Genomic DNA, 19828 nt, shown 5'->3' with positions numbered 1-19828 from the left:
CCGGCCAGGGCTCAGTAGCCCTGCATCTCCATACGCATCATCTTGGCCTCGCCCGGCGGGACCTGCTCGGGGCACTTGGCGATTTCGGCTTCCACGGCCGGAATGAGCTTGCCCACCAGTGTCCCGATTCGCTGCTTTTTGCCGTGGAGGTCGTCCCGGAAGTTCGCCGCGACTCCACCGGTCTCACTGGTCCACACCTTCTTGCCCTGCATGTCGGCGTCGACCGTTGCCAGTAGGCCCTTCAGCCGCTCGGTTTCCGACATGAGGTCATTCTTCAGTGACACCAAGGCCGCTCGCCATGGATTGTCGACCTTCTGCTGGGCTGCCGGATCCCCCATGACCTCTCCCCGCTTCCGTCGCATGCGCATGTACCACGCGGAGCAACATCATGGCATGTGGGAACCAACGGGCATACAGGTGGCGTGTGTTGTAGAGGAATCCGCCGACGCGGTTGTTTCGGGAGTGGCGTAGAGTACGGTGCCGCTCGCGGACGACGGGTCCGCGGCAGAGTTCTTGATACGGGGAGGAGCGGTTAGCCATGGCTAATATCAGTGGTGCCGATCTCGAAGCGCTGAACAAGCTGGTCAATCACTTCAAGAGCCAGAAGATCAACCTGGAGTCGGTGTTCTCCGGTCTGAACTCCGCCTCTGACGAGAGCCAGGCGTACTGGACGGGTCCGCTGGCGGACAAGTTCCGTCATGAGTGGTCCTCGATGAAGCCGCACCTGCAGAAGATCGTGGACCTGCTGCACGAGGCCCACCAGGCCTCGCAGACCCACCACGAGAACATCCGCCGGGCCACTTCGGGTCACTGAGCCAGTAGTTACGGCCCGGGGGCGGGGAGTCCGAAGCTTCGGACTCCCCGCCCCCGGGCCGTTTTCCGTGCCGGTGGGAATCTCCGGGCCTCTCAGTCGTCGACGACCGCCTGCACCTGAGTCGTCGAGCTGCCCTGGACCAGGATTCCGCGGCCCGCCGGGCCCGCCGCGGTCGTGCGGGGCAGGCGAAGGCCGAAGAGCTGTTCGCCGGCGTCCGGGGTGGGAGCGAGGAGGAGGCCGTGGCGGTTGCGTCGCGCCTCGACCACGAAGCCGCGGTACTGGGATCCCAGGACCTCGGCCGAACCGGCCGCGATGACGGCGTGATCGCCGTCCAGTCCGCTGCGGACGACCTCCTCCAGCCCCTCGGCCAGTGCGGAGTCGTAGAGGAGTTCCGCGTCGTCCACGAGGACCGCGTAGCGCTCGGTCGACACCGGTGACAGGAGTTCGGTGAGATCGTGCTGCGAGGCGTCGCCGGTCAGGACGCCGAGGACGCCGGGCTCGCCCTCCAGGTTCTTCAGCGGAGAGCGTTTCGGGGTGACCAGAACGACGGGCAGGCCGCGCCGGGTCAGTGACCGTGCCATCGTGGTGAGCGTGCTCGACCGGCCCGACTTCGGTGGGCCGGCGATGACGAAGCCGGGTCCGGCCTCCGACAAGTCGACCCCCAGCGGCGCCAGTTCGTCGCCCCCGACGCCCACCAGAGCCCACAGGTCCGAGACGGGGGCGAACTCCGGGTCGAGGGCGAGGGCTTCCCTGGCCGTGCACCGGATGGGCAGGGCGTCCACCCGCATCGGCCGAAGCCGTCGCGGCGGCCGCGGGTGCACACGGGCGGCCTCGGTGGCGATCTGCTGCACTGCCTCCACCTGGGCCTTGCCGGCCGGGTCGGCGGCCAGCAGGGCCAGTTGGCATTCCTGGACGCCGTCGTCCGTGAGACGCAGGGCGCGGCCGGGCGGCATGTCCTTGGGCACGGAACGCGGGTTGATGCCGACCATGCCGTAGTCGTCGGGGTTGGTGAGCCGCAGGATCAGCCGCTCACCGAAGGAGCTGGTCACGGTTCCGGTCGTGCCGCTGCGGTCCGTGGTCATCACCACGCGCAGGCCGACGGCGGGGCCCTCACGGAACAGCCGGGTGACGGCTTCGATCAGCTTGCCGTAGTCGTACCCCTCGAACGTCTGGACATAGCTCTCCCAGCCGTCGAGGAGCAGCACCATGTACGGCAGCCTGTCCTCGCCCTGCGCCGACGCCCGCTGCTCGGCGACGCTAGAGAAGCCGAGGTGAGCGAGGAGTTGCTGGCGCCGGGTCACCTCGCCCTGGAGGCGGCCCAGCAGCCGTACCAGGCGCTCTGTCTCGTCGCGGGTGACGACACCGCCCGCATGCGGCAGCCTGGTCAGCGGCAGGAGAACGTTGGCTCCGCAGTCGATGCCGTAGAGGTGCACGTCGGACGGGGACGTGGTCATGGCCACGGAGGCCGCGAGCGTACGCAGCGTGGTGGACCGTCCGGAGCGAGGACCGCCGACGATCAGCAGGTGCTCGCCGTCCACCAGGTCCAGGTGAAGCGGAGAGCGAGCCTGCCGGGCGGGTACGTCGATGACACCGAAGACGGCCGGTGACAGGTCGCCCTGTGCGGGACCGCTTTCCCGACGCAGGTCGGCGAGGGCGACGTGGGTGGGCAGCGGCGGCAGCCACGGGCTGTGCGGCTCGCCGAAACCCATGCGGCGTGAACCGTCCGCGATGGCATCCACCAGCACCGCGAGATCCGTCACCATGGTGCCGTCGTCGCCGTCGGCGGCTGCCTTCGGCAGAGCACGGCCGACCGCGCTCCAGGGCAGCGGGACGAGACCGACGGCAGGCCGCGACGACTGCCCGGGCCGTCGGCCGCCGATGCGTGCGGACTGGACGGCCACCAGCGCGTTCGCACCCGAGCGTACGTACATCCGGCCCGGGGTGGATTTCGCGATGCTCCCCGCGTCCGGCGCGTCGATCACGTCCGCGGACTCGTCGCGGTTGGTCACGCGCAGCGCGATGCGCAGGTTCGTGTTGGCGCGGATGTCCTGGCTGACGACGCCCGCGGGACGCTGTGTGGCGAGGATGAGGTGCACACCGAGGGAGCGCCCTCGGCGGGCGATGTCGACCAGGCCGGCGACGAAGTCGGGCAGCTCGGCGACCAGCGAGGCGAACTCGTCGATGATGATGACCAGCCGGGGCATCGGCTCCAGCTCGGGCCGCAGTTGACGGGTGTCGGTGTAGTCCTCGATGTCCTTCGCGGGAGCCTGGAGCAGGAGTTCCTCGCGTCGTCGCAGTTCGGCGGCGAGCGAGGCCAGGGCGCGCTCCGTCAGATGTGCGTCGAGGTCGCTGACCATGCCGACGGTGTGCGGAAGGCGGGCGCAGTCCTGGAACGCGGCGCCGCCCTTGTAGTCGATCAGAACGAAGTTCAGGGCGTCGGGCCGGTTGTGGACGGCGAGCGAGGTGATGAGGGTCTGCAGCAACTCGGACTTGCCGGCACCCGTGGTACCGGCGACGAGTCCGTGCGGTCCGTCCAGCCGGAGGTCGAGAGAGAAGGTGCCCTCGGCCCCGACGCCTACCGGGAAGCGGGTGGTGGCACCGCCGGAGCGCCACATCAGCTCGATGGCGGCGCCCGTCGGATCAGGCATCTGCAGCAGGTTCAGCAGGCGTGCCGCCGATGGCAGCGCACTGTCGGCGTCGTCGCGGCTGACGTCGCGGACAGGAGCCAGTGAGCGGGCCACCAGTTCGCACCACTCCCGGGACACCTGGTCGGCCAGCACCTCACCCAGTGCGTCGAGTCCCGCACCGCGGAGCAGCACGCGGTCGGCGGAGCCCGTCGGCCAGCAGATCGCCGCGCGGCACTCCTCGGGCAGCAGCCGCTCGTCCTCGTCCACGCACAGCGCGAACATGCCGTAGAGCGGCCCTTCCTGCAGCAGTTGAGGAACGCCCGGCACCCGGCGGAGCAGCCGCGCCCCGTCCAGAACGATCAGGGTGTAGGGGTCGGGCCGCAGCCGGCCCATGCCGCCGGCCGGAGTGGCAGCCTCCTTACGGCGATTCAGTTCGTTGAGTAGTTCGGTGACGCGTCGCCCGACGGTCTCGGAGTCGGCGCCCACGAGAGAGACGCAGTCCTGCCCGTTGCGCGGCGCTGTGTGGGGCAGCCAGTGCGCCCAGCTCCAGGCGTCCCCGGCGTCCGGGGCGGAAGAGAGCACCACGATCGACAGATCGCGCGGGCTGTGCAGGACAGCCGACTGGACCGCGAACCAACGGGCGCCGGCCAGTACCTGGGTACGCGCTCCGGCCAGACCCACGACGCCCAGTTCGGTGAACGGCAGCGGTAGCGGCACATCGTGCACGAGCGGCGGTGCCGGCGGCCCCTCGTCGCTCCTCGACCGAGAGGCGGCGAGCTCGATGTTCGCCGGAAGATCGGCGACGCCGACGCGCAGCACCAGGGCGTCGGGATCGGTGAGCCTGCGTTCCCACAGACGTCGCCGTGGTCCGGTCGCGAACAGCAGGAGAGAGGCGGCGTCCGGGTAGGCGTCGCGACGGGCGCGCTGGTCTGCTGCACACAGGTGAGCCAGGTCCTCGTCGTATTTGGCCTTCTGGGCCTTGTACTCCTTCATGGTGGTGCGGTGCTTCTTCTTGCCCTCGCGGTTCTGGCTGACCCATTCGCCGGCCATCATGACCGGGCTCATCAAGCAGAACAGCAGCGTGTACGTCTGCTTGGTCATGAGGTACATGACCACGCCGAAGATCAAGGGGGTGATCGAGGCGATCAATTGGAAGCGATGGCGCTCGGCTTTGCCGGGGGAGTCCGGAACCACGAGCCTCGCCCGCGGCGGGAGCGAACTCAGCCGGGGCGGGCGGTTGTAGGCCAGTCCGCCCTCGCCCATCGGTGCCAGGTGTGCGTCGGGTTCCACCGGACTGTCGAGGACCAGCAGGGAACTGCCGCAGGTGAGGAGCGTGCCCAGCGGCCACTCGCGTTCGCCGGCAACAGCCTCCCCCTCCAGGAGCACCTCGGCGCCCGCCGGTCCCGGCGTCAGGGTGACCCGGCCGTCGACGGCGACGCTCACCCGCAGCGCTTCGTGGGGGAGGCGGGGATCGGGGACGGCGATGGTGGCACCGGGCCCCGATCCGATCGTGCTCACACCCGCGGCCAGCCGGGCGACCCGGCCTGCGCCCGGACCCCCAGTGACCCGCAGCTCGTAGCGCCCGGACGGTTCCCCCGACCGGAGAAACGGTCCGATGGCGTCGTCGACGGAGATCCGCATGCCATCGCGGAGCACGTCGCCCGCCAGGAGGTCTGGTTCGCAGTACCGACCGTCGGCCCACAGGCCGTCCGATGCGCCGGGTGCCGACGCGCCAACGGGTCGTGCGTCGTACGGGTCGTACCGACCCTGCCGCAGTGCGGTGACGGCGGTGGGGGTGGGGGTGGGGGCGGTCGAGGGTGCCAGCGCCTTGGCCACCTCAGTGACGCTCGCGTCCTCACCGAAGTCGAGGATGACGTCCTGTGGATCCGTGCCCTGTCGGACCACCGTCACGGACAGCCGCATCGGCCGTGTTCCTTCCTGGGGACCGTGGCGCCGCCACGTCGAATGCCGGCAAGGCTATCCGGCCCGGTCGGCGGCCCGACGTCGCCGGGCCGCCTTCGAGTGCCAACTCAGTTCCGTAGTTCAGTGGTTCACGGACTGGATCTCCTGGACCTTCACATCCTGTTCCTTGCCGAACGTTCCATCGGGCAGCGTTCCGCCCGGTGTGCCCGTGCCCGTCCAGGTGATCGCCCAGGTGATCGTGGCCTTCAGCGGGAACGTTCCGTTGCCGGAGGAGCGCAGGTACTCGATGCCGCAGGGCGGGGTCTGGTCGGCCATCCCCTTGGCGTAGGCCTGCCCGATCGAGTGGTCGCTGCTGAATGCACACTCACCGGAGGAAGGGAAGGTCTCGGCGTCGGGCGTGCCGGGCTCCAGCTTCAGCGAGACGGGCTCGGCGGTCGTGGTGGCCTGGATGTTCAGGCCGGGCACGTTCAGCGAAGCGGTGACGGACACCTTTTTGAATGTGGCCTTGTCCAGCCAGGCCCAGGTGGGGAGATTGACCTTGGTGACATCGGCCGGAGCGAGCGAGACCTTGGTGTCCGGCAACTTGATTCGGTTGTAGGCGAGTTCGGCCAGGATCTCCGGCGAGATCGCCTGTTTGACGGGCGGGGTGTCGCCGTTCTTCACCCAGAAGGGGAGGTCACTGCATTCCCAGGCCGCCGGATCGTTCAACCGAGACGGGTCCTGTGTGGAGACCCACCAGTTGCCTTCATTGGCCTTGTCCAGGTTGTAGTTCTTGTACTTGCCGTTCTTGTACATGTCCCGGTACTCGCCCGTCGCCTCCTTGGCGTAGTCGGGCTGACTCGGATCGTTGACGACCTGGTTGTAGCCGTCCTCCATTTCCTTGGAGAACTGCTGGGCCGATATCGGCTCGTACCAGCAGGCGGGCGGCGACCAGTTGCCGACGGGGGTGACCGCGGAGGACGACGAGTCGCCGGCGGACCGGGTGGAGCCGGAGAAGGAGACGCGGGACTCGATCGTGTGGCCGTCCCGCTTGGACGTCGCGGTGGTACCACCCTGGCTACCGCCGCCCGGGTCGAAGCCCGCCCAGGCGGGTGGTGTGAACACGACGCAGCCGAGGAGTGCAGTGCACGCCACCACGGTCCATCTCCGTGCGAATGTCGTTGAGTTATCCCTGGTCAGGGAGTGCATGCCTTGTTCCCCCTGTCGCTCCGGAGAGCATTCGTCTGCCAGACGCCTTTGCCGTTCTTCTCCAAGCGTGTGGTGTAGAGAAGGTAGGAATTGTCGGTGACAGGGTCTTTCGTGACCTTGCCGGTCTTTCGGTTCTTCTCGTACGCCTTGCCTTCGAATGAGCAATAGCTCAGAGTGGCGCTGTTCGCTGCGTAGAGGTTGACTCGGGCATTGAAGTAGCGAGTTGTCCCAGTGAGGACGACACCTGCGTCAACGGCTTGTTTGACCCATTGAGCCGCTCCCACGAGGGCATCCCCTGTGTAGTAGAAGCCGAGTGAAGGCTCGTCGGGGTTCCCCTGGGAGAGGGCGTAGTTCGTGGCGTCGATGCGCCGTTCGGCGTCGGCGAGTACTGGGCCGGCCTTGGGGTCTGCGGTGTTCCAGCCTGCGAAGACATCGTGCACGTCGGCGGGCAGCGTGATCCGAGGACGGGACGCGCCATCGGTCGATGAAGTGCTGGGCGAGGGCGAGGAGGTCGCAGTGCCGCCTCCGGCGCCGGCGATCTTGTCGTTGCCCTTTGACGAGCTGCTGCCACCACCGCACGCCGTCAACAGCAGGGCTGCTGTCGCGGCCAACGCGGTGGCTACGGGCACGGAACGGCTCTTCACGATCGGCTCCCCCGGAGACGTGAGTTGAGTCAGGATGCATGACGCTACCGGTGCGTTGTTCGGTTTCTTCGGGCGCATGTCCTCAAGGTCAAGCAAACGCACGGAAATTCAAAAGGATTGGTCAGGCCGGCTTTGCGTTCTGTGCCTTGACGACAGCTGGCGGGATCTTGGCGTTGCCGGTGGTCCGCTGGAGGAAGGCCTGGCTGTCGATGGCGAAGTACGTGACCACCAGGTCGCCGAAGCGGAAGGCCTCTGTCCGGACGGTCTGCGTGTGCCCGTAGGCGTCGTCGAAGCCGGCGGCGAAGGCGAGAGCCTCGTCACCGCCCGCCGGGGACGGCTCTGACCTGACTGTCTTGTAGGGGTTCTTGCCACCGGGCCCCTTGGCCGTGAAGCCGTCGGCGCAGGACCTCGCCGCCGCGGCAAGGACGTTCATGGCGGCCTGTTCCTGGCCGTGGGCGTAGGCGGACAGCGTGATGTGGATCAGGATCCCGTCCGGCTGCTTCTTGGCGGCGATCCGGGTCAGGGACGCCTGCGGCGAGCCGACCGGAAGGCTGTTCATCGCGTAACCCGCGGGCAGGCAAGCCGACTTGTCCACCGTCAGGTCCTTCTGCGACGCGGCCAGGCCGTAGCCGGAGTGCGGCTTCGACACGAGGTACCCGGCGGCGTCCGAGCTGGTGAGGATTGGCTGCTGAACCTGTTGGGTGGGACTGGCCGTCCTCGTGGGGGAGGGCGATGCCGACGAAGTCGGGGTGCCCGGACCGCCCTTGGCGTCTGCACCGCCACTGCCGCCGCACCCAGTGAGTGTGGTGAGGGGCAGCAGCGACAGCATGAACGCGGCCAGGGTGGTCGAGCGCTTCATGCGGGCTCTCCTAGGTGGTTCGGCGATCTGGCGAAGCCTGGCCATCGGCGTTTTCGTATTGACTGCATCAAGTGTGGAACTGCGGTGACGTTGTGACGCGTGGTCATGTGCGATGAACCGCCCTCCAGGCGAGAGGGGATCGGCCTTGAGGGGTCTATATGGTGTTGATACCGTGCGGGGGCCCGGCGCCTGAACTTGGCTGCACGCAGGGTAATTTGACGAAGCAATCAGCTACTTGAAGAATTCTTTAGCTGTTCGGGGGCAATTGCGTGAAGATCCAAGAGCGTACGGGGGCCGGTGCCGGTCGTGCCGCCGTTCCGGCGCAGCCGCCGGTCGGTGACCGCCTCCCCACCCCGCCCCGTGAGCGCAAGCCCGCCCTCGCCGCGCTCGCGGTGCTGCTCATCCTGCTCGGTGCCCTCGGTGCGACCACGCTCGTGCTACGGGCCGGGAACCGGATCGAGGTCGTCAAGGTGACGCAGCCGATCCAGGTCGGGCAGTCCGTCAACAGCAGCAACTCCACGTCCGTGATGGTGGCCGCGGACAGCAGCATCGACTACGTCCGGTGGGACCAGTTGGGCGCCTTGAAGGACTACAAGGCGCGGACCACGATCTACCCGGGCACCATCGTCGTGGGCCAGATGTTCACCAAGGGCGATGTGCTGCCGGCCGGCAAGGCCGTCGTCGGTGTGTCGCTGAAGGACGGCCAGTACCCGGCGGACATCCAGGCCGGTGACACGGTCGCCGTCTACAACGTCGACAGCGGCGGTTCGGGGTCGGGCAAGACGGGTACGGGGGCCGGGACCGGGTCCTCGTCCTCCGGTTCCGCGTCCTCCGGGGCCCCCATCGCCACCGCCAAGGTCGGCTACAAGAAGGACAGCGGCGACGCCACCATCAGCAGCGGCAATCTCTCGCTGACCCTGATCGTCGACCAGGCCGACGCCGCCGCCGTGGCACGCGCCGCCTCGAACGGCGCGGTCGCCGTCGTGCACGTCTCCGACTCCGGCTCCGGCAACCAGTAAGGCGGACCCCGGATCTCATGGCGCTCATCGCTCTCGCCGCCGACAAGGGTTCCCCCGGCGTCACCACCGCGGCCGTCGCGCTCGCCGCGGTCTGGCCGCGCCGTGTTCTGCTCGCCGAGACCGACCCGGCGGGCGGTGACCTCGTGTACCGCAGTACGGCCGCGCACGGTGGCCCGCTCAACCCCAACACCGGACTGCTGTCGATCGCCGCGACGGCCCGGCGCGGGCTGGTGCCCGATCAACTCTGGGATCATGTCCAGCCGTTGAGCGGTGGGCTGGAAGTACTCGTGGGGCTCGGTGTCGCCGAGCAGGCCGCCGGGCTGGTCAGCCTGTGGCCGACGCTCGGGCGCTCGTTCGCCGCCCTCGCAGACTCGCCCCAGGCGCCCGCCGACGTCATCGCCGACTGCGGACGCGTCAGCGGTGACACCCCGGCCGTCGAGCTGTTCCCGCACGCGGCGCTCGTGCTGCTGCTGTCCCGCACCGAACCCGAGGCACTGGCCCGAGTCCGGGACCGGGCCGCCCACCTGTCCGCGCGGCTGCACGGCGGCTCGCGCGGTGCCGCGGCGCTCGCCACCCCGCTCGTCGGCGTCGTCCTGATCGCCGACCCGGCGGGCTCGGGCAAGCTCGTCAACCAGGTCAACGACATGCTGGTGCACGCCCAGACCGGTGCCCGGGTCGTGGGCACCCTCGCGGACGACCCGGCCGGCGCCGACATGCTGGCCGGGCGCAAGCGGGGCCGCCTCGACAAGTCGCTGCTGGTCCGCTCGGCCCGTAAGATCGCCGCCGATCTGAACCAGCAGTACGGCGCCGCCTGGGCCGTCTCCGCCCAGGCCCAGCAGGGCCATCACATGCAACAGCCGCAGCAGGGCCAGCAGCCGCAGCAGCACCAGCAGGCTCAGCAGACCCACCAGGGCCAGTACCAGCCGTCGTACCAGCCTCAGCAAGGCCAGCCCCAGCAGCCGTACCAACCCCAGCAGGGGCACACGGGGGCCGGGCGATGACCGCGGTCGACCATCAGCTGGTCAAGCGGTTCCGGCAGGACGCCGGTGACCGGATCGCCGAGCAGCGGCGGCTGGACCAGGTCAGTGGCGTCGCGCCGATGTCCACGGAGGACGAGCGGCAGTACGCCCGCGCGGTGATCGCCCAGATACTGGAGGAGCACGCGCGCGCCGAGATCAACGCGGGCCGTGCGCCGCTGGACGCCGAGACCGAGGAGCAGTACGCCGCCGCCGTGCACGCGGCGCTGTTCGGCGTGGGGCGGCTCCAGCCGCTGCTGGACGACCCCGAGGTCGAGAACATCGACATCAACGGCTGCGACCAGGTCTTCGTCGGGTACGCCGACGGGCGTGAGGTGAGGGGCGAGCCCGTCGCGGAGACCGACGAGGAGCTCATCGAGCTGATCCAGGTGCTCGGCGCCTACTCCGGTCTGTCCTCGCGGCCGTTCGACTCGGCCAACCCGCAGCTGGACCTGCGGCTGCCCGACGGCTCCCGGCTCTCCGCGGTCATGGACGTGGCCCGGCGGCCCGCGCTGTCCATCCGGCGCGCCCGCATGGGCAAGGTGTTCATAGCCGACCTGGTCGGCAACGGCACGCTGACGCCGGAGGTCGCCCACTTCATGGCCTGCGCGGTCCGGGCCCGCAAGAACATCATGATCGCCGGTGCGACCAACGCCGGAAAGACCACCCTGCTGCGCGCGCTCGCCAACGAGATCCCTCAGCACGAGCGGCTCATCACCGTCGAACGCGCCCTGGAGCTGGGCCTCGACACCTTCCCCGAACTGCACCCGAACGTCGTCGCGTTCGAGGAACGACTGCCCAACTCCGAGGGGCAGGGCGCCATTTCCATGGCCGAACTGGTTCGCCGCAGCCTTCGTATGAATCCCTCCCGCGTCATCGTCGGCGAGGTGCTGGGCGACGAGATCGTCACCATGCTGAACGCGATGTCGCAGGGCAACGACGGCTCGCTGTCCACGATCCACGCCAACAGCTCCAGCGAGGTCTTCAACCGTATCTCGACGTACGCGTTGCAGGCGTCGGAGCGGCTGCCCATCGAGGCCAGCCAGATGCTGATCGCGGGCGCGGTCAACTTCGTCGTCTTCATCCAGCGGCGCAACAACTACGAGAGCGGCGGCCGGCTGCAGCGCATGGTCACCTCCGTCCGTGAGGTCAACGGCGTCGACGGCCGCGTCCTGTCCAGCGAGGTCTTCGCCGAGGCCGCCGACGGACGGGTCGTACCGCACGCACCCATCGCCTGCCTGGAGGACCTGATGCCACACGGCTACCGGCCCCACGGAAGCTGGGGGTGAGCATGGACCTCGGTGCGCTCGGCGCCCTGTACTCGACCACGGTCCTGTACGCCATCGGCAGCGGTGTCGTCGTCGGCGGCGGACTCGCGCTGCTCCTGATCGCTGTCCGCGGCCTGCCGGCGAAGCCCGAGCACGAGAAGCAGCGCGCCAACGAACGCGCCGCCGAACTCGCCCGGTTCGCCGGACGGCGCGGCTCGCTCGCCGTCGGTGTCGGCCTTGTCGTGCTGCTGCTGACCCGCTGGGTGGTCGCCGGTATCGCCGCGGGCGTCCTCGTCTTCTTCTGGAACCGGCTCTTCGGCGGTGCCGCCGAGGAACGCGCCGCCATGCGCCGCGTCGAGGCCCTCGCCTCCTGGACCGAGTCCCTGCGCGACACCATCGCCGGCGCCGTCGGCCTGGAGCAGGCCATCCCCGCCTCCGCGCGGGCGGCCGCCCCGGTACTGCGGCCTCATCTGGACGCGCTCGTCGACCGGTTGCGTGCCCGCACTCCGCTGCCCGACGCGCTGCAGCTGCTCGCCGACGAGATCGACGACGCCTCCGCCGACATCATCGTCGCCGCGTTGATCCTCAACGCCCGGCTGCGCGGCCCCGGTCTGCGCCAAGTGCTCGGCGCGCTCGCCAAGTCGGCGCGCGAGGAGGTCGACATGCGCCAGCGCGTGATGGCCCAACGCGCCTCCACCCGGCGCTCGGTGCAGATCGTCGTCGCCGTGTCGGTCGCGTTCGTCCTCGGACTCGCCGTCTTCAACCGGGACTTCGTCGCACCGTACGGCACCCCCGTCGGACAGCTCGTCCTCGCGCTCGTCTGTGCCCTGTTCGCACTCGGGTTCTGGTGGCTGCGCAAGCTGTCCACGATCGAGACGCCCGAGCGGTTCCTGGTCCGGGACGAGTCGGCGGTGCTGTTCGTGCGGCCCCGCTTCGCGGTGGCCCAGGAAGAGGGGGTGCGGGGATGAGCCTCACCCTGCCGATCGTCGTCGGCGTCGTCTTCGGGCTGGGCATCTACGCCCTGATCCGTGCGCTGATGCCGACCAGGCGCAGCGCGGTCGCCCAGGTCTTTCGGATCGACGCGCTGCGGGCGCGGGGAACGGCGTACGAGTCCGCGCGCCGGACGAAGGAGGACGAGGGCCGGTTCGGCGCGCTGCGTGCCCGCGTCGGAGCCCGCGTCTCGGAGTTCTACCTCCAGCAGGGCTGGGAGCAGCGCTCACTCCGCGCCGACCTGGCCGTCCTGGAGCGGAGTTGGGAGAGGTTCCTCGCGACCAAGGTGCTGCTGGCGGTCGCCGGTCTGTTCTTCGGGCCGTTCCTCTTCGCGGTGGTCTGGACGATGGGCTTCGGCTCCAGCCCGGTCATCCCGGTCTGGCTGGCCCTGGCATGCGCGGCGGTGTTCTTCCTCCTGCCCGACGTCGAGGTACGGCGGGACGCGGCCGACAAGCGCCGGGACCTGCGCCGGGTCATCGGGGCGTACCTGGACCTGGTGTCGATGAGCCTGGCGGGCGGACGCGGTCTGCCGGAGGCGCTGATGGCGGCGGCCGAGATCTCCGACGGCTGGGCCAACCAGCGCATCCGCAGCGCCCTGGCCGACGCCCGGATCACCGGGCACAGCCAGTGGCAGGCGCTGGGCCGGCTGGGTGAGCAACTGGGCGTGGAGGAGCTGAAGGACCTGTCGGCGTCGCTGGCGCTCGTCGCGGACGACGGTGCCAAGGTGCGCGAGTCGCTCGCCTCTCGCGCCGAGACCATGCGGCACCGCGAACTCGCCGAGATCGAGGGCAGCGCGGGCGAGAAGTCCCAGTCGATGCTCGTGGCGCAGCTGCTGCTGTGTGCGGGGTTCCTGGTGTTCCTGATCTTCCCCGCGGCGATGCGGGTGTTCCAGGTGTGAGCGGTCTCGGAAGAACTTCGACCAACTGCTGTACGAGACGAGACGACAAAGAGGACAACTCATCATGAACGGACGGAATTTCAGTACCGGGATCCCGGCAGTGGATTTTCTGGTCACCTTCCTGCGCGGCCGCGTGGAGCGGGCCCGCTCCGGTGAACTGGACCGCGGTGCCTCGGCGGTGGAGTGGGTCATCATCTCCGCGGTCGTGGTGGCGATCGTCGGCGTGGTGGCCGCCATCATCAACAGCGCGCTGAGCGACGGCGCCAACAAGGTCGGCAACTGCATCAAGGGCGCGAGCGCGTCCAAGACCTGCTGAGCGTACGTACGACACGACGGGTGGCTCGGGCGAGGGGGTACGGGGGTGACGGGGTGACGGGGGTGCCGGTGAACGTCGGCGGCCGGGCCGGCAGATGGGTGCGCCGGCGGGCCGCGGCCGCGCGTGGCCGGAACGCCGACTCCGGCATGACCTCGATCGAGTTCGTGTTCCTCACGCCCGTCCTCTTCTTCATGATCTTCGCGACCGTGCAGTTCGCGCTGTACTTCTTCGCCGACCACGTGGCTCAGGCGGCGGCCCAGGCGGGGGCGCGCAAGGCGCGCGCCACGGCCGACGAGCAGCCCGGCGAGTGGCGCGGTGAGGCGCGGGACGTGGTCGACTCCTACATCCAGCAGCTCGGCCCCCAGTTGGTGCTCTCGCCGGACGTGCAGACGGTCCAGCCCGAGCAGCACACGGTGGGCGTGGTGATCACGGCGCGGGTGCCGACGGTCTTCCCCGGGCTGGACCTGACCGTCCACGCCCAGTCGTCGGGCCCGGTGGAGCGGTTCGTGAAGGAGCCCGGGAACTGATGCGCTCCTGGCTGAGAAGGCGCTGCACGGCCGACGACCGGGGGCTGTCCACGGTCGAGGTGGTCATCCTCGCCCCCGTGATGATTCTCTTCATCCTGGTGCTGGTGGCCTTCGGCCAACTCGTCGACGGCCGGGGCGCGATCGACGGCGCCGCCCGCGACGCGGCCCGCGCGGGTTCGATCCAGAAGGACCACGGGACGGCGATGGAGGAGGCCCGCAAGGCCGCCGAGGCAGACCTGTCGGACGTCTGCTCCGGCCCGGTCTCGGTCGTCCAGACCAGCCAGGGCTTCGCGCCCGACAGCATCTTCACCGTCGAGGTGAGCTGCCAGGTGCGTGGTCTGGCCATGCTGGGCCTGGACATCCCCACCCACCTCTCGGCAAGCTTCTCCTCCCCGCTCGACCCGTTCCGGAGGTCGGCGTGAGAGACGTCGGACGCACCTGGTGGGCCGCGCGCCGCTGCCGTCTGGACGACCGGGGTTCGGGCGCGGGCGCGGTCATCATCTTCGCCCTGGTCTTCCTCTCGCTGGCGGCCTTCGTCATCGACGGCGGCCTGTCCATCTCCAAACGGGAACGCGCCGCCGACATCGCGGAACAGGCCGCCCGGTACGCCGCCCAGGACATCGACAAGAACGCTCTGTACGAGAACCAGGGCGGCGCGGCGCCGATCAAGTACCAGGACTGCGACGCCCGGGTGAAGGCGTTCGCCCGTGAGATGGGCATGAGCACGGCCGACATCGGCGCGACCCACTGCGTCGCCGCGGACACCGAACAGGTTGAGGTCGAGGTCCAGTTGACGTACCAGCCGGTGTTCACCGGGCTGTTCTACGGCGGCGACGTGGTCGTGCACGGGCGGTCCGTGGCGAAGAACGAGGTCGGCTGAGGAATGCGCTGTTTCCACACTGTCAGTCCCGGTCCATAGGATCTCTGCAGGCTCTCGACAACGCCCCACCGCACTCTCCCGCCCCCACGACCCAGGACACCCGCCATGGCGCGACGCAGCACATCAGGCTCGACGGGAAGGCCGACGGGCCCGCGGAACCGCACACCTCACCCGGTGCGGGTACGACGGCGCACGTTCGGGGACTTCGTCATGGCGTTCCTCGCGTTCGTCGCCCTGCTCGCGCTCGTCGTCGGTGTACCCGGTGCGCTCGCCGTCTTCGTGGGCTGGCCGCTGCCGCACGGGCTGCCGTCGCAGGACTGGCTGACGCAGGAGATCACCGTGCAGACCTTCCTGCACGTGCTCACCGTCGTCGTCTGGCTCGCCTGGGCCCAGTTCACCGCCTGCGTGCTCGTGGAGATCAAGGCCGCCCTCTCCGGCGTCGGCCTGCCGGGCCGCGTCCCGGGCGCCGGCCCGAGCCAGCTGCTCGCGCGGCAGCTCGTCACCGCGCTGCTCCTCGTCGGTGCCACCGCCGCCAGCCTCACGCCCGGGTTGTCGCAGCTCGGGCAGCACGCCGGCCTGGAGGGCAACCAGAGGGGCACGGTCGCCGCCGCCCAGCAGACGCCGGGTCTCCTTCCCCCGCAGCAGGCCGAGGCCCAGCGCGCGGCAGCAGCCGTCGCCGAGCAGGCGGACCACGCCGCGGCACAGGCCCGGTCGGACACAGGCAAGCAGGAGGCCACCAAGTTCTACCGGATCCAGCCGCCCGAGGGCCGTCACCACGACTCCCTGTGGGAGATAGCCCAGCGCCACCTCGGTGACGGGCGCCGGTACAAGGAGATCTACGAACTCAACAAGGACCGTCTCCAGGCCGACGGCTCCCGTCTCACCGAGGCCAGCCTGATCCGTCCCGGCTGGATCATGGAGATGCCCGGCGATGCCCACGGCGGCGAACTCGTCGAGATGCCCGACGCGCACGTCTCGCCGGCCGCGCAGAAGCAGATCCAGCGGTACGACAAGTCCGGCCACCACGCCCACGAGCATGAGCAGAACGGCCGGCACGCCCAGGGCGGCGGCCACGTGTCCATGCCCGCGCAGCGGGGGCCGGCCACCGGCACGGGGGCCGACGGCGCCGCAGCGGCGGGCCGACAGCGCGCCACCGCCGCCCGGGACGCCTCCTCCTCTTCTTCCTTCGGTCTGTCCGAAGCCCTCGTCGGCGCCCCGCTGCTCGCCGCCGGACTGCTCGTGGCCCTCGGCCACCGGCGCCGGCAGGCACTGTGGCAGTCGGCGCTCGCCGCCGTCGGCGGCCGGCGCGGCATGGAACCCCCCACCCCGACCGGCGACGCCCGAAGCGCCCAGGACGCGCTGCTCGTCGGCGCCGACCCCGAGGGCGTACGGCTGCTGGACCGGTCGCTGCGCGGGCTCGCCGCCGCCCTCGCCGCAGAGTCCCGTCCGCTGCCCGTCGTCTATGCCGCCTGGCTCAGCCGCGGCGAACTGCACCTGCAGCTCGCCCAGCCCGCCGGGAAGCCGCCGGCACCCTGGCGGCCCGGGCAGGACCAGACCTTCTGGGTGCTGTCCCGCACGGACGCCGAGCGCTACGGCGACACGGACACCGCCGCTCCCTACCCCGGCCTCGTCAGCCTCGGCACCATGGACGACTCCCGGCTGCTGCTCAACCTGGAGGCGGTGCCCGGCATCGTCTCGCTGAGCGGTCGCGCGTCCGACCGGGCCGCGGTGTTCGCCTCGGTCGCCGCCGAACTCGCCACCAACGGCTGGTCGGACCGTATGACCATCACCCTCGTGGGCTTCGGCGAGGACCTCACCGCCCTGGCACCCAACCGGCTGCGCCACCTCGACGGCATCGAGGCGCTGACCGAGACCATGGAGGCCGAGACCCGGCAGCGGCGCGGCGCACTCGGCGCCGCCGGCCACGACTCGGTCCTCACCGGCCGCACCGGCCCCGCCCAGCACACCCGTTGGGCCCCCCATCTGGTGCTGCTCGCCGCCCAGCCCTCCGCCGAGGACGCGCTCAAACTCGCCGAACTCGCCGCCGACGCCAGCCGCCTCGGCATCGGCTACCTCGTCGGCACCGAGGCCGACGACCTGCCCGGCGCCGCCTGGGAGATGCAGATCACGCACGAGGGCAAACTGCTCGCGCCACTTCTCGGGCTGGAACTGGACGCACAGCTGCTGCCGGCCGCACAGCAGCGCGCGGTCGTGGAGCTGTTCGCCCAGGCCGACCCGGAGCACGATCCGGACGGCCCGGCCAGCACCCCGCCCTTCCTCGTCGACGTCACCGAACAGGGCCGGCCCGCGGTCTACGCGCGCCTCGTCGGGCCCTACGAGATCATCGGCCTGGACACCCCGGACGACGACCGCAGCACCCTGCTCCGGGAGGCGCTCGCGCTGCTGCTCATGCACCGGGAAGGCGTCCATCCGCGCGTGCTCGCCGCCGCGTTGTGGCCCCGTGGCGTGACCGAGGACGTCCGCGACGCACTCGTCGAGCGGCTGCGGGCCTGGCTGGGCACCGACCCCGACGGCAGCCCGCGACTGGGTGCCGACGAGACCGGCCGGCTCACCCTCGCCACGTCCGTCGTCTCCGACCTGGACGTGCTGCGCTCCCTCTACCACGAGGCCACCCAGGGCAAAGGGGCCGACAACCGCGCGGTCCGCGGACGCATGCTCACCGACGCGCTGGTGCTGGTACGGGGCCCGCTCCTCGCCGACCGCCCGGAGGGCCGTTACGACTGGCTCGGCCACGAGATCATCGACGCCCAGCTCCCGCTGCTGATCGCGGACATCGGTCTTGCGCTCTCGGCGTTCCACCTGGAGAAGGACCGCGCGGAAAAGGCGATCGAGGCACTCGACGCGGCGCTGCGCACTGCTCCGGCGGACGAGCGCCTGTGGAACGAGGTGCTGCGCGCCACCCACGCCACCGGCGACCCGGACCGACTGCGCGCCCGCGCCGCCGATCTCCTCTCGCGCAGCGGCGCCCGCGGTCTCCCGCCGCGCACCGAGGCCCTTCTCGACGAACTCCTGCCGACCTGGCGCGAGGGCGCCACCGCGGCCGGATGACCGGCGTCCCGCTCGGCATCGCCGCCGCCGTGCTGTGGGGCGCGGTGGCAGGGGCGCTGCTTCCCCGAGCCGCCTGCCGTTTCGCCGTCCCGGCGGGGGAGGGCTGGCGGGACCGGTGCCCGGAGGGACACGCGCTGCGCGGCTGGCTCGGACCGGCGCGCTGCGGGGAGTGCGCGGGCAAGGGGGCAGCTGACGCCGAGCTGCCCGATCCGTGCGCGGGCAAGGGGACGGCCGCTGCCGAGTCGTCCGATGCGTGCGTGGACGAGGGGGCGGCCGCTGCCGCCGAGTCGTCCGATGCGTGCGCACCGCCGTATCCGGCCGGACCGTCGGACACGCCAGGACCTTCCGTCGGCACCCTGCCGTACACCCCCTCCGCCCCCCTCCTCGCCGCCGTCACCGCTCTCCTGTGCGCCGCCCTCACCGCCGCCACCGGAACCCGGCCGGAACTGGCGGTCTGGCTGCTGCTCGCGCCCGTCGGGGTGCTGCTGGCCGTGGTCGATTTCAGGGTGCAGCGGCTGCCCGACCCGCTGACCCTGCCGCTCGCCCCCGTCGCCCTCGCGCTGCTGGGCCTGGCCGCTCTGCTGCCCGAGCACGCCGGCCACTGGCTCACCGCGCTGTACGGTGCGGTTGCGCTGGGCGCGGGCTATTTCGTGTTGTTCCTCGTCAATCCCTCCGGCATGGGCTTCGGGGACGTGAAGCTCGCGGTGGGCATGGGCGCCGTACTCGGCTGGTACGGCTGGTCCGTCGTGCTGCTCGGCGCCTTCGCCGGGTTCCTGCTGGGCGCGGTGTACGGCGGTGCGCTGGTGGTCGTACGGCGGGCGGGGCGCAGGACGACAATCCCGTTCGGGCCGTTCCTGCTGTCCGGCGCCCTGGCCGGACTGCTGATCGGCGCCTGCGCGGCCTGAGGTCAGCGGGGTGAAACGGCTGGCGTACGCTGGTTCGGTCCGTCCACAAGCCATTACGAAAGGGACGCGTCCGGTGACCGAGAAGGCCGACCTTCAGTCCGTCCTCGACCGTGCCGCTGCCGGTGGGCGGATCACCCCGGAAGAGGCTCTCGTCCTCTACCGGGACGCCCCGCTGCACGCGCTGGGCGCCGCCGCCGACGCCGTGCGCCGCCGCACGTACGCCGGGACCGAGCACATCGCGACGTACATCATCGAGCGGAACATCAACTACACGAACGTGTGCGTCACGGCGTGCAAGTTCTGCGCCTTCTACGCGGCCCCCAAGGACACCGACAAGGGCTGGACCCGCGACCTGGACGACATCCTGCGCCGCTGCGCGGAGACCGTCGAGCTGGGCGGCACCCAGATCATGTTCCAGGGCGGCCACCACCCGGACTACGGCGTCGAGTACTACGAGAAGCACTTCAAGGCCATCAAGGACGCCTTCCCGCAGCTCGTCATCCACTCCCTCGGCGCGTCCGAGGTCGAGCACATGGCCCGGATCAGCGGCGTGTCCGTCGAGGAGGCCATCACCCGGATCCACGAGGCGGGCCTCGACTCCTTCGCGGGCGCGGGCGCGGAACTGCTTCCCGAGCGGCCGCGCAAGGCCATCGCGCCCTTGAAGGAGTCCGGCGAGCGCTGGCTGGAGATCATGGAGACCGCGCACACGCTCGGCGTGGAGTCCACCTCCACCATGCTGATGGGCACCGGTGAGACGAACGCCGAGCGCATCGAGCACCTGCGGATGATCCGGGACGTCCAGGACCGCACGGGCGGCTTCCGCGCCTTCATCCCGTACACCTACCAGCCCGAGAACAACCACCTCAAGGGCCGCACGCAGGCCAC

18 protein-coding genes are annotated in these 19828 nt (G+C 70.4%); 13 read left to right on the top strand and 5 right to left on the bottom strand.

Translation table 11 applies throughout. The features are described 5' to 3' along the window. Positions 1–11: 11 nt before the first annotated feature. Positions 12–338 (bottom strand): hypothetical protein, encoded by a 327-nt coding sequence (locus BIV23_RS26080; RefSeq protein ID WP_071383407.1) that lies wholly within the window; start codon positions 336–338, stop codon positions 12–14. A gap of 200 nt (positions 339–538) precedes the next feature. Between BIV23_RS26080 and BIV23_RS26075 the strand changes: the two genes are divergently transcribed. After that, positions 539–814 (top strand): WXG100 family type VII secretion target, encoded by a 276-nt coding sequence (locus BIV23_RS26075; RefSeq protein WP_071383406.1) that lies wholly within the window; start codon positions 539–541, stop codon positions 812–814. Between the two features lie 92 nt (positions 815–906). Here the strand turns inward: BIV23_RS26075 and BIV23_RS26070 are convergent, their stop codons facing one another. The 4 genes from BIV23_RS26070 to BIV23_RS26055 all read right to left on the bottom strand — a co-directional run bounded on the left by BIV23_RS26070 (position 907) and on the right by BIV23_RS26055 (position 8055). After that, positions 907–5364 (bottom strand): type VII secretion EssC family protein, encoded by a 4458-nt coding sequence (locus BIV23_RS26070; protein ID WP_071383405.1) that lies wholly within the window; start codon positions 5362–5364, stop codon positions 907–909. A gap of 120 nt (positions 5365–5484) precedes the next feature. Further along, positions 5485–6501: a hypothetical protein gene (locus tag BIV23_RS26065; RefSeq protein WP_342746380.1), complete on the bottom strand. Its 1017-nt coding sequence runs from the start codon at positions 6499–6501 to the stop codon at positions 5485–5487. 38 nt (positions 6502–6539) lie between these two features. Then, complete coding sequence (locus tag BIV23_RS46770) at positions 6540–7196, bottom strand: hypothetical protein (protein ID WP_079173370.1); 657 nt, start codon at positions 7194–7196, stop codon at positions 6540–6542. A gap of 121 nt (positions 7197–7317) precedes the next feature. Next, positions 7318–8055, bottom strand: coding sequence for a hypothetical protein (locus tag BIV23_RS26055; protein WP_071383402.1), 738 nt, complete (start codon positions 8053–8055; stop codon positions 7318–7320). 269 nt (positions 8056–8324) lie between these two features. On the opposite strand from BIV23_RS26055, the gene BIV23_RS26050 reads away from it, so the two are divergent. The 12 genes from BIV23_RS26050 to BIV23_RS25995 all read left to right on the top strand — a co-directional run. After that, the gene (locus BIV23_RS26050) at positions 8325–9074 is read left to right on the top strand and encodes a hypothetical protein (RefSeq protein WP_071383401.1); all 750 of its coding nucleotides are present in this window, start codon (positions 8325–8327) and stop codon (positions 9072–9074) included. Between the two features lie 17 nt (positions 9075–9091). Then, entirely contained in the window at positions 9092–10075 is a 984-nt protein-coding gene (locus BIV23_RS26045; RefSeq protein WP_245790642.1) for a hypothetical protein, read from the top strand. Further along, positions 10072–11379 (top strand): TadA family conjugal transfer-associated ATPase, encoded by a 1308-nt coding sequence (locus BIV23_RS26040; RefSeq protein WP_071383400.1) that lies wholly within the window; start codon positions 10072–10074, stop codon positions 11377–11379. The genes BIV23_RS26045 and BIV23_RS26040 overlap by 4 nt, the downstream gene beginning before the upstream one ends. 2 nt (positions 11380–11381) lie before the next feature. After that, positions 11382–12326, top strand: a complete 945-nt coding sequence (locus BIV23_RS26035) for a type II secretion system F family protein (protein WP_071383399.1) — start codon at positions 11382–11384, stop codon at positions 12324–12326. Next, entirely contained in the window at positions 12323–13246 is a 924-nt protein-coding gene (locus tag BIV23_RS26030; protein WP_071383398.1) for a type II secretion system F family protein, read from the top strand. The genes BIV23_RS26035 and BIV23_RS26030 overlap by 4 nt, the downstream gene beginning before the upstream one ends. 64 nt (positions 13247–13310) lie before the next feature. Continuing rightward, positions 13311–13562, top strand: coding sequence for a hypothetical protein (locus tag BIV23_RS26025; RefSeq protein ID WP_071383397.1), 252 nt, complete (start codon positions 13311–13313; stop codon positions 13560–13562). Positions 13563–13624: 62 nt separating this feature from the next. After that, positions 13625–14089, top strand: a complete 465-nt coding sequence (locus BIV23_RS26020) for a TadE family protein (protein WP_071383396.1) — start codon at positions 13625–13627, stop codon at positions 14087–14089. After that, positions 14089–14511 (top strand): TadE/TadG family type IV pilus assembly protein, encoded by a 423-nt coding sequence (locus BIV23_RS26015; RefSeq protein WP_071383395.1) that lies wholly within the window; start codon positions 14089–14091, stop codon positions 14509–14511. The genes BIV23_RS26020 and BIV23_RS26015 overlap by 1 nt, the downstream gene beginning before the upstream one ends. Further along, positions 14508–14969, top strand: a complete 462-nt coding sequence (locus tag BIV23_RS26010; protein WP_071383394.1) for a TadE/TadG family type IV pilus assembly protein — start codon at positions 14508–14510, stop codon at positions 14967–14969. Before BIV23_RS26015 ends, BIV23_RS26010 begins: the two co-directional genes overlap by 4 nt. A gap of 105 nt (positions 14970–15074) precedes the next feature. After that, on the top strand, positions 15075–18038 hold the full coding sequence (locus BIV23_RS26005) for a BTAD domain-containing putative transcriptional regulator (RefSeq protein ID WP_071383393.1): 2964 nt from the start codon (positions 15075–15077) through the stop codon (positions 18036–18038). Beyond that, entirely contained in the window at positions 18035–18943 is a 909-nt protein-coding gene (locus BIV23_RS26000; protein ID WP_071383392.1) for a prepilin peptidase, read from the top strand. Before BIV23_RS26005 ends, BIV23_RS26000 begins: the two co-directional genes overlap by 4 nt. Before the next feature lie 73 nt (positions 18944–19016). Next, on the top strand, positions 19017–19828 hold an 812-nt coding region (locus tag BIV23_RS25995), incomplete at its 3' end, for a radical SAM protein (RefSeq protein WP_071383391.1).

The organism is Streptomyces monashensis (assembly GCF_001866665.1).
In the GTDB taxonomy this organism is placed as follows: Bacteria; Actinomycetota; Actinomycetes; order Streptomycetales; family Streptomycetaceae; genus Streptomyces; species Streptomyces monashensis.
The sequence above is the reverse complement of the archived record's forward strand: the minus strand, read 5'-3'. Positions and strand labels throughout refer to the sequence as shown.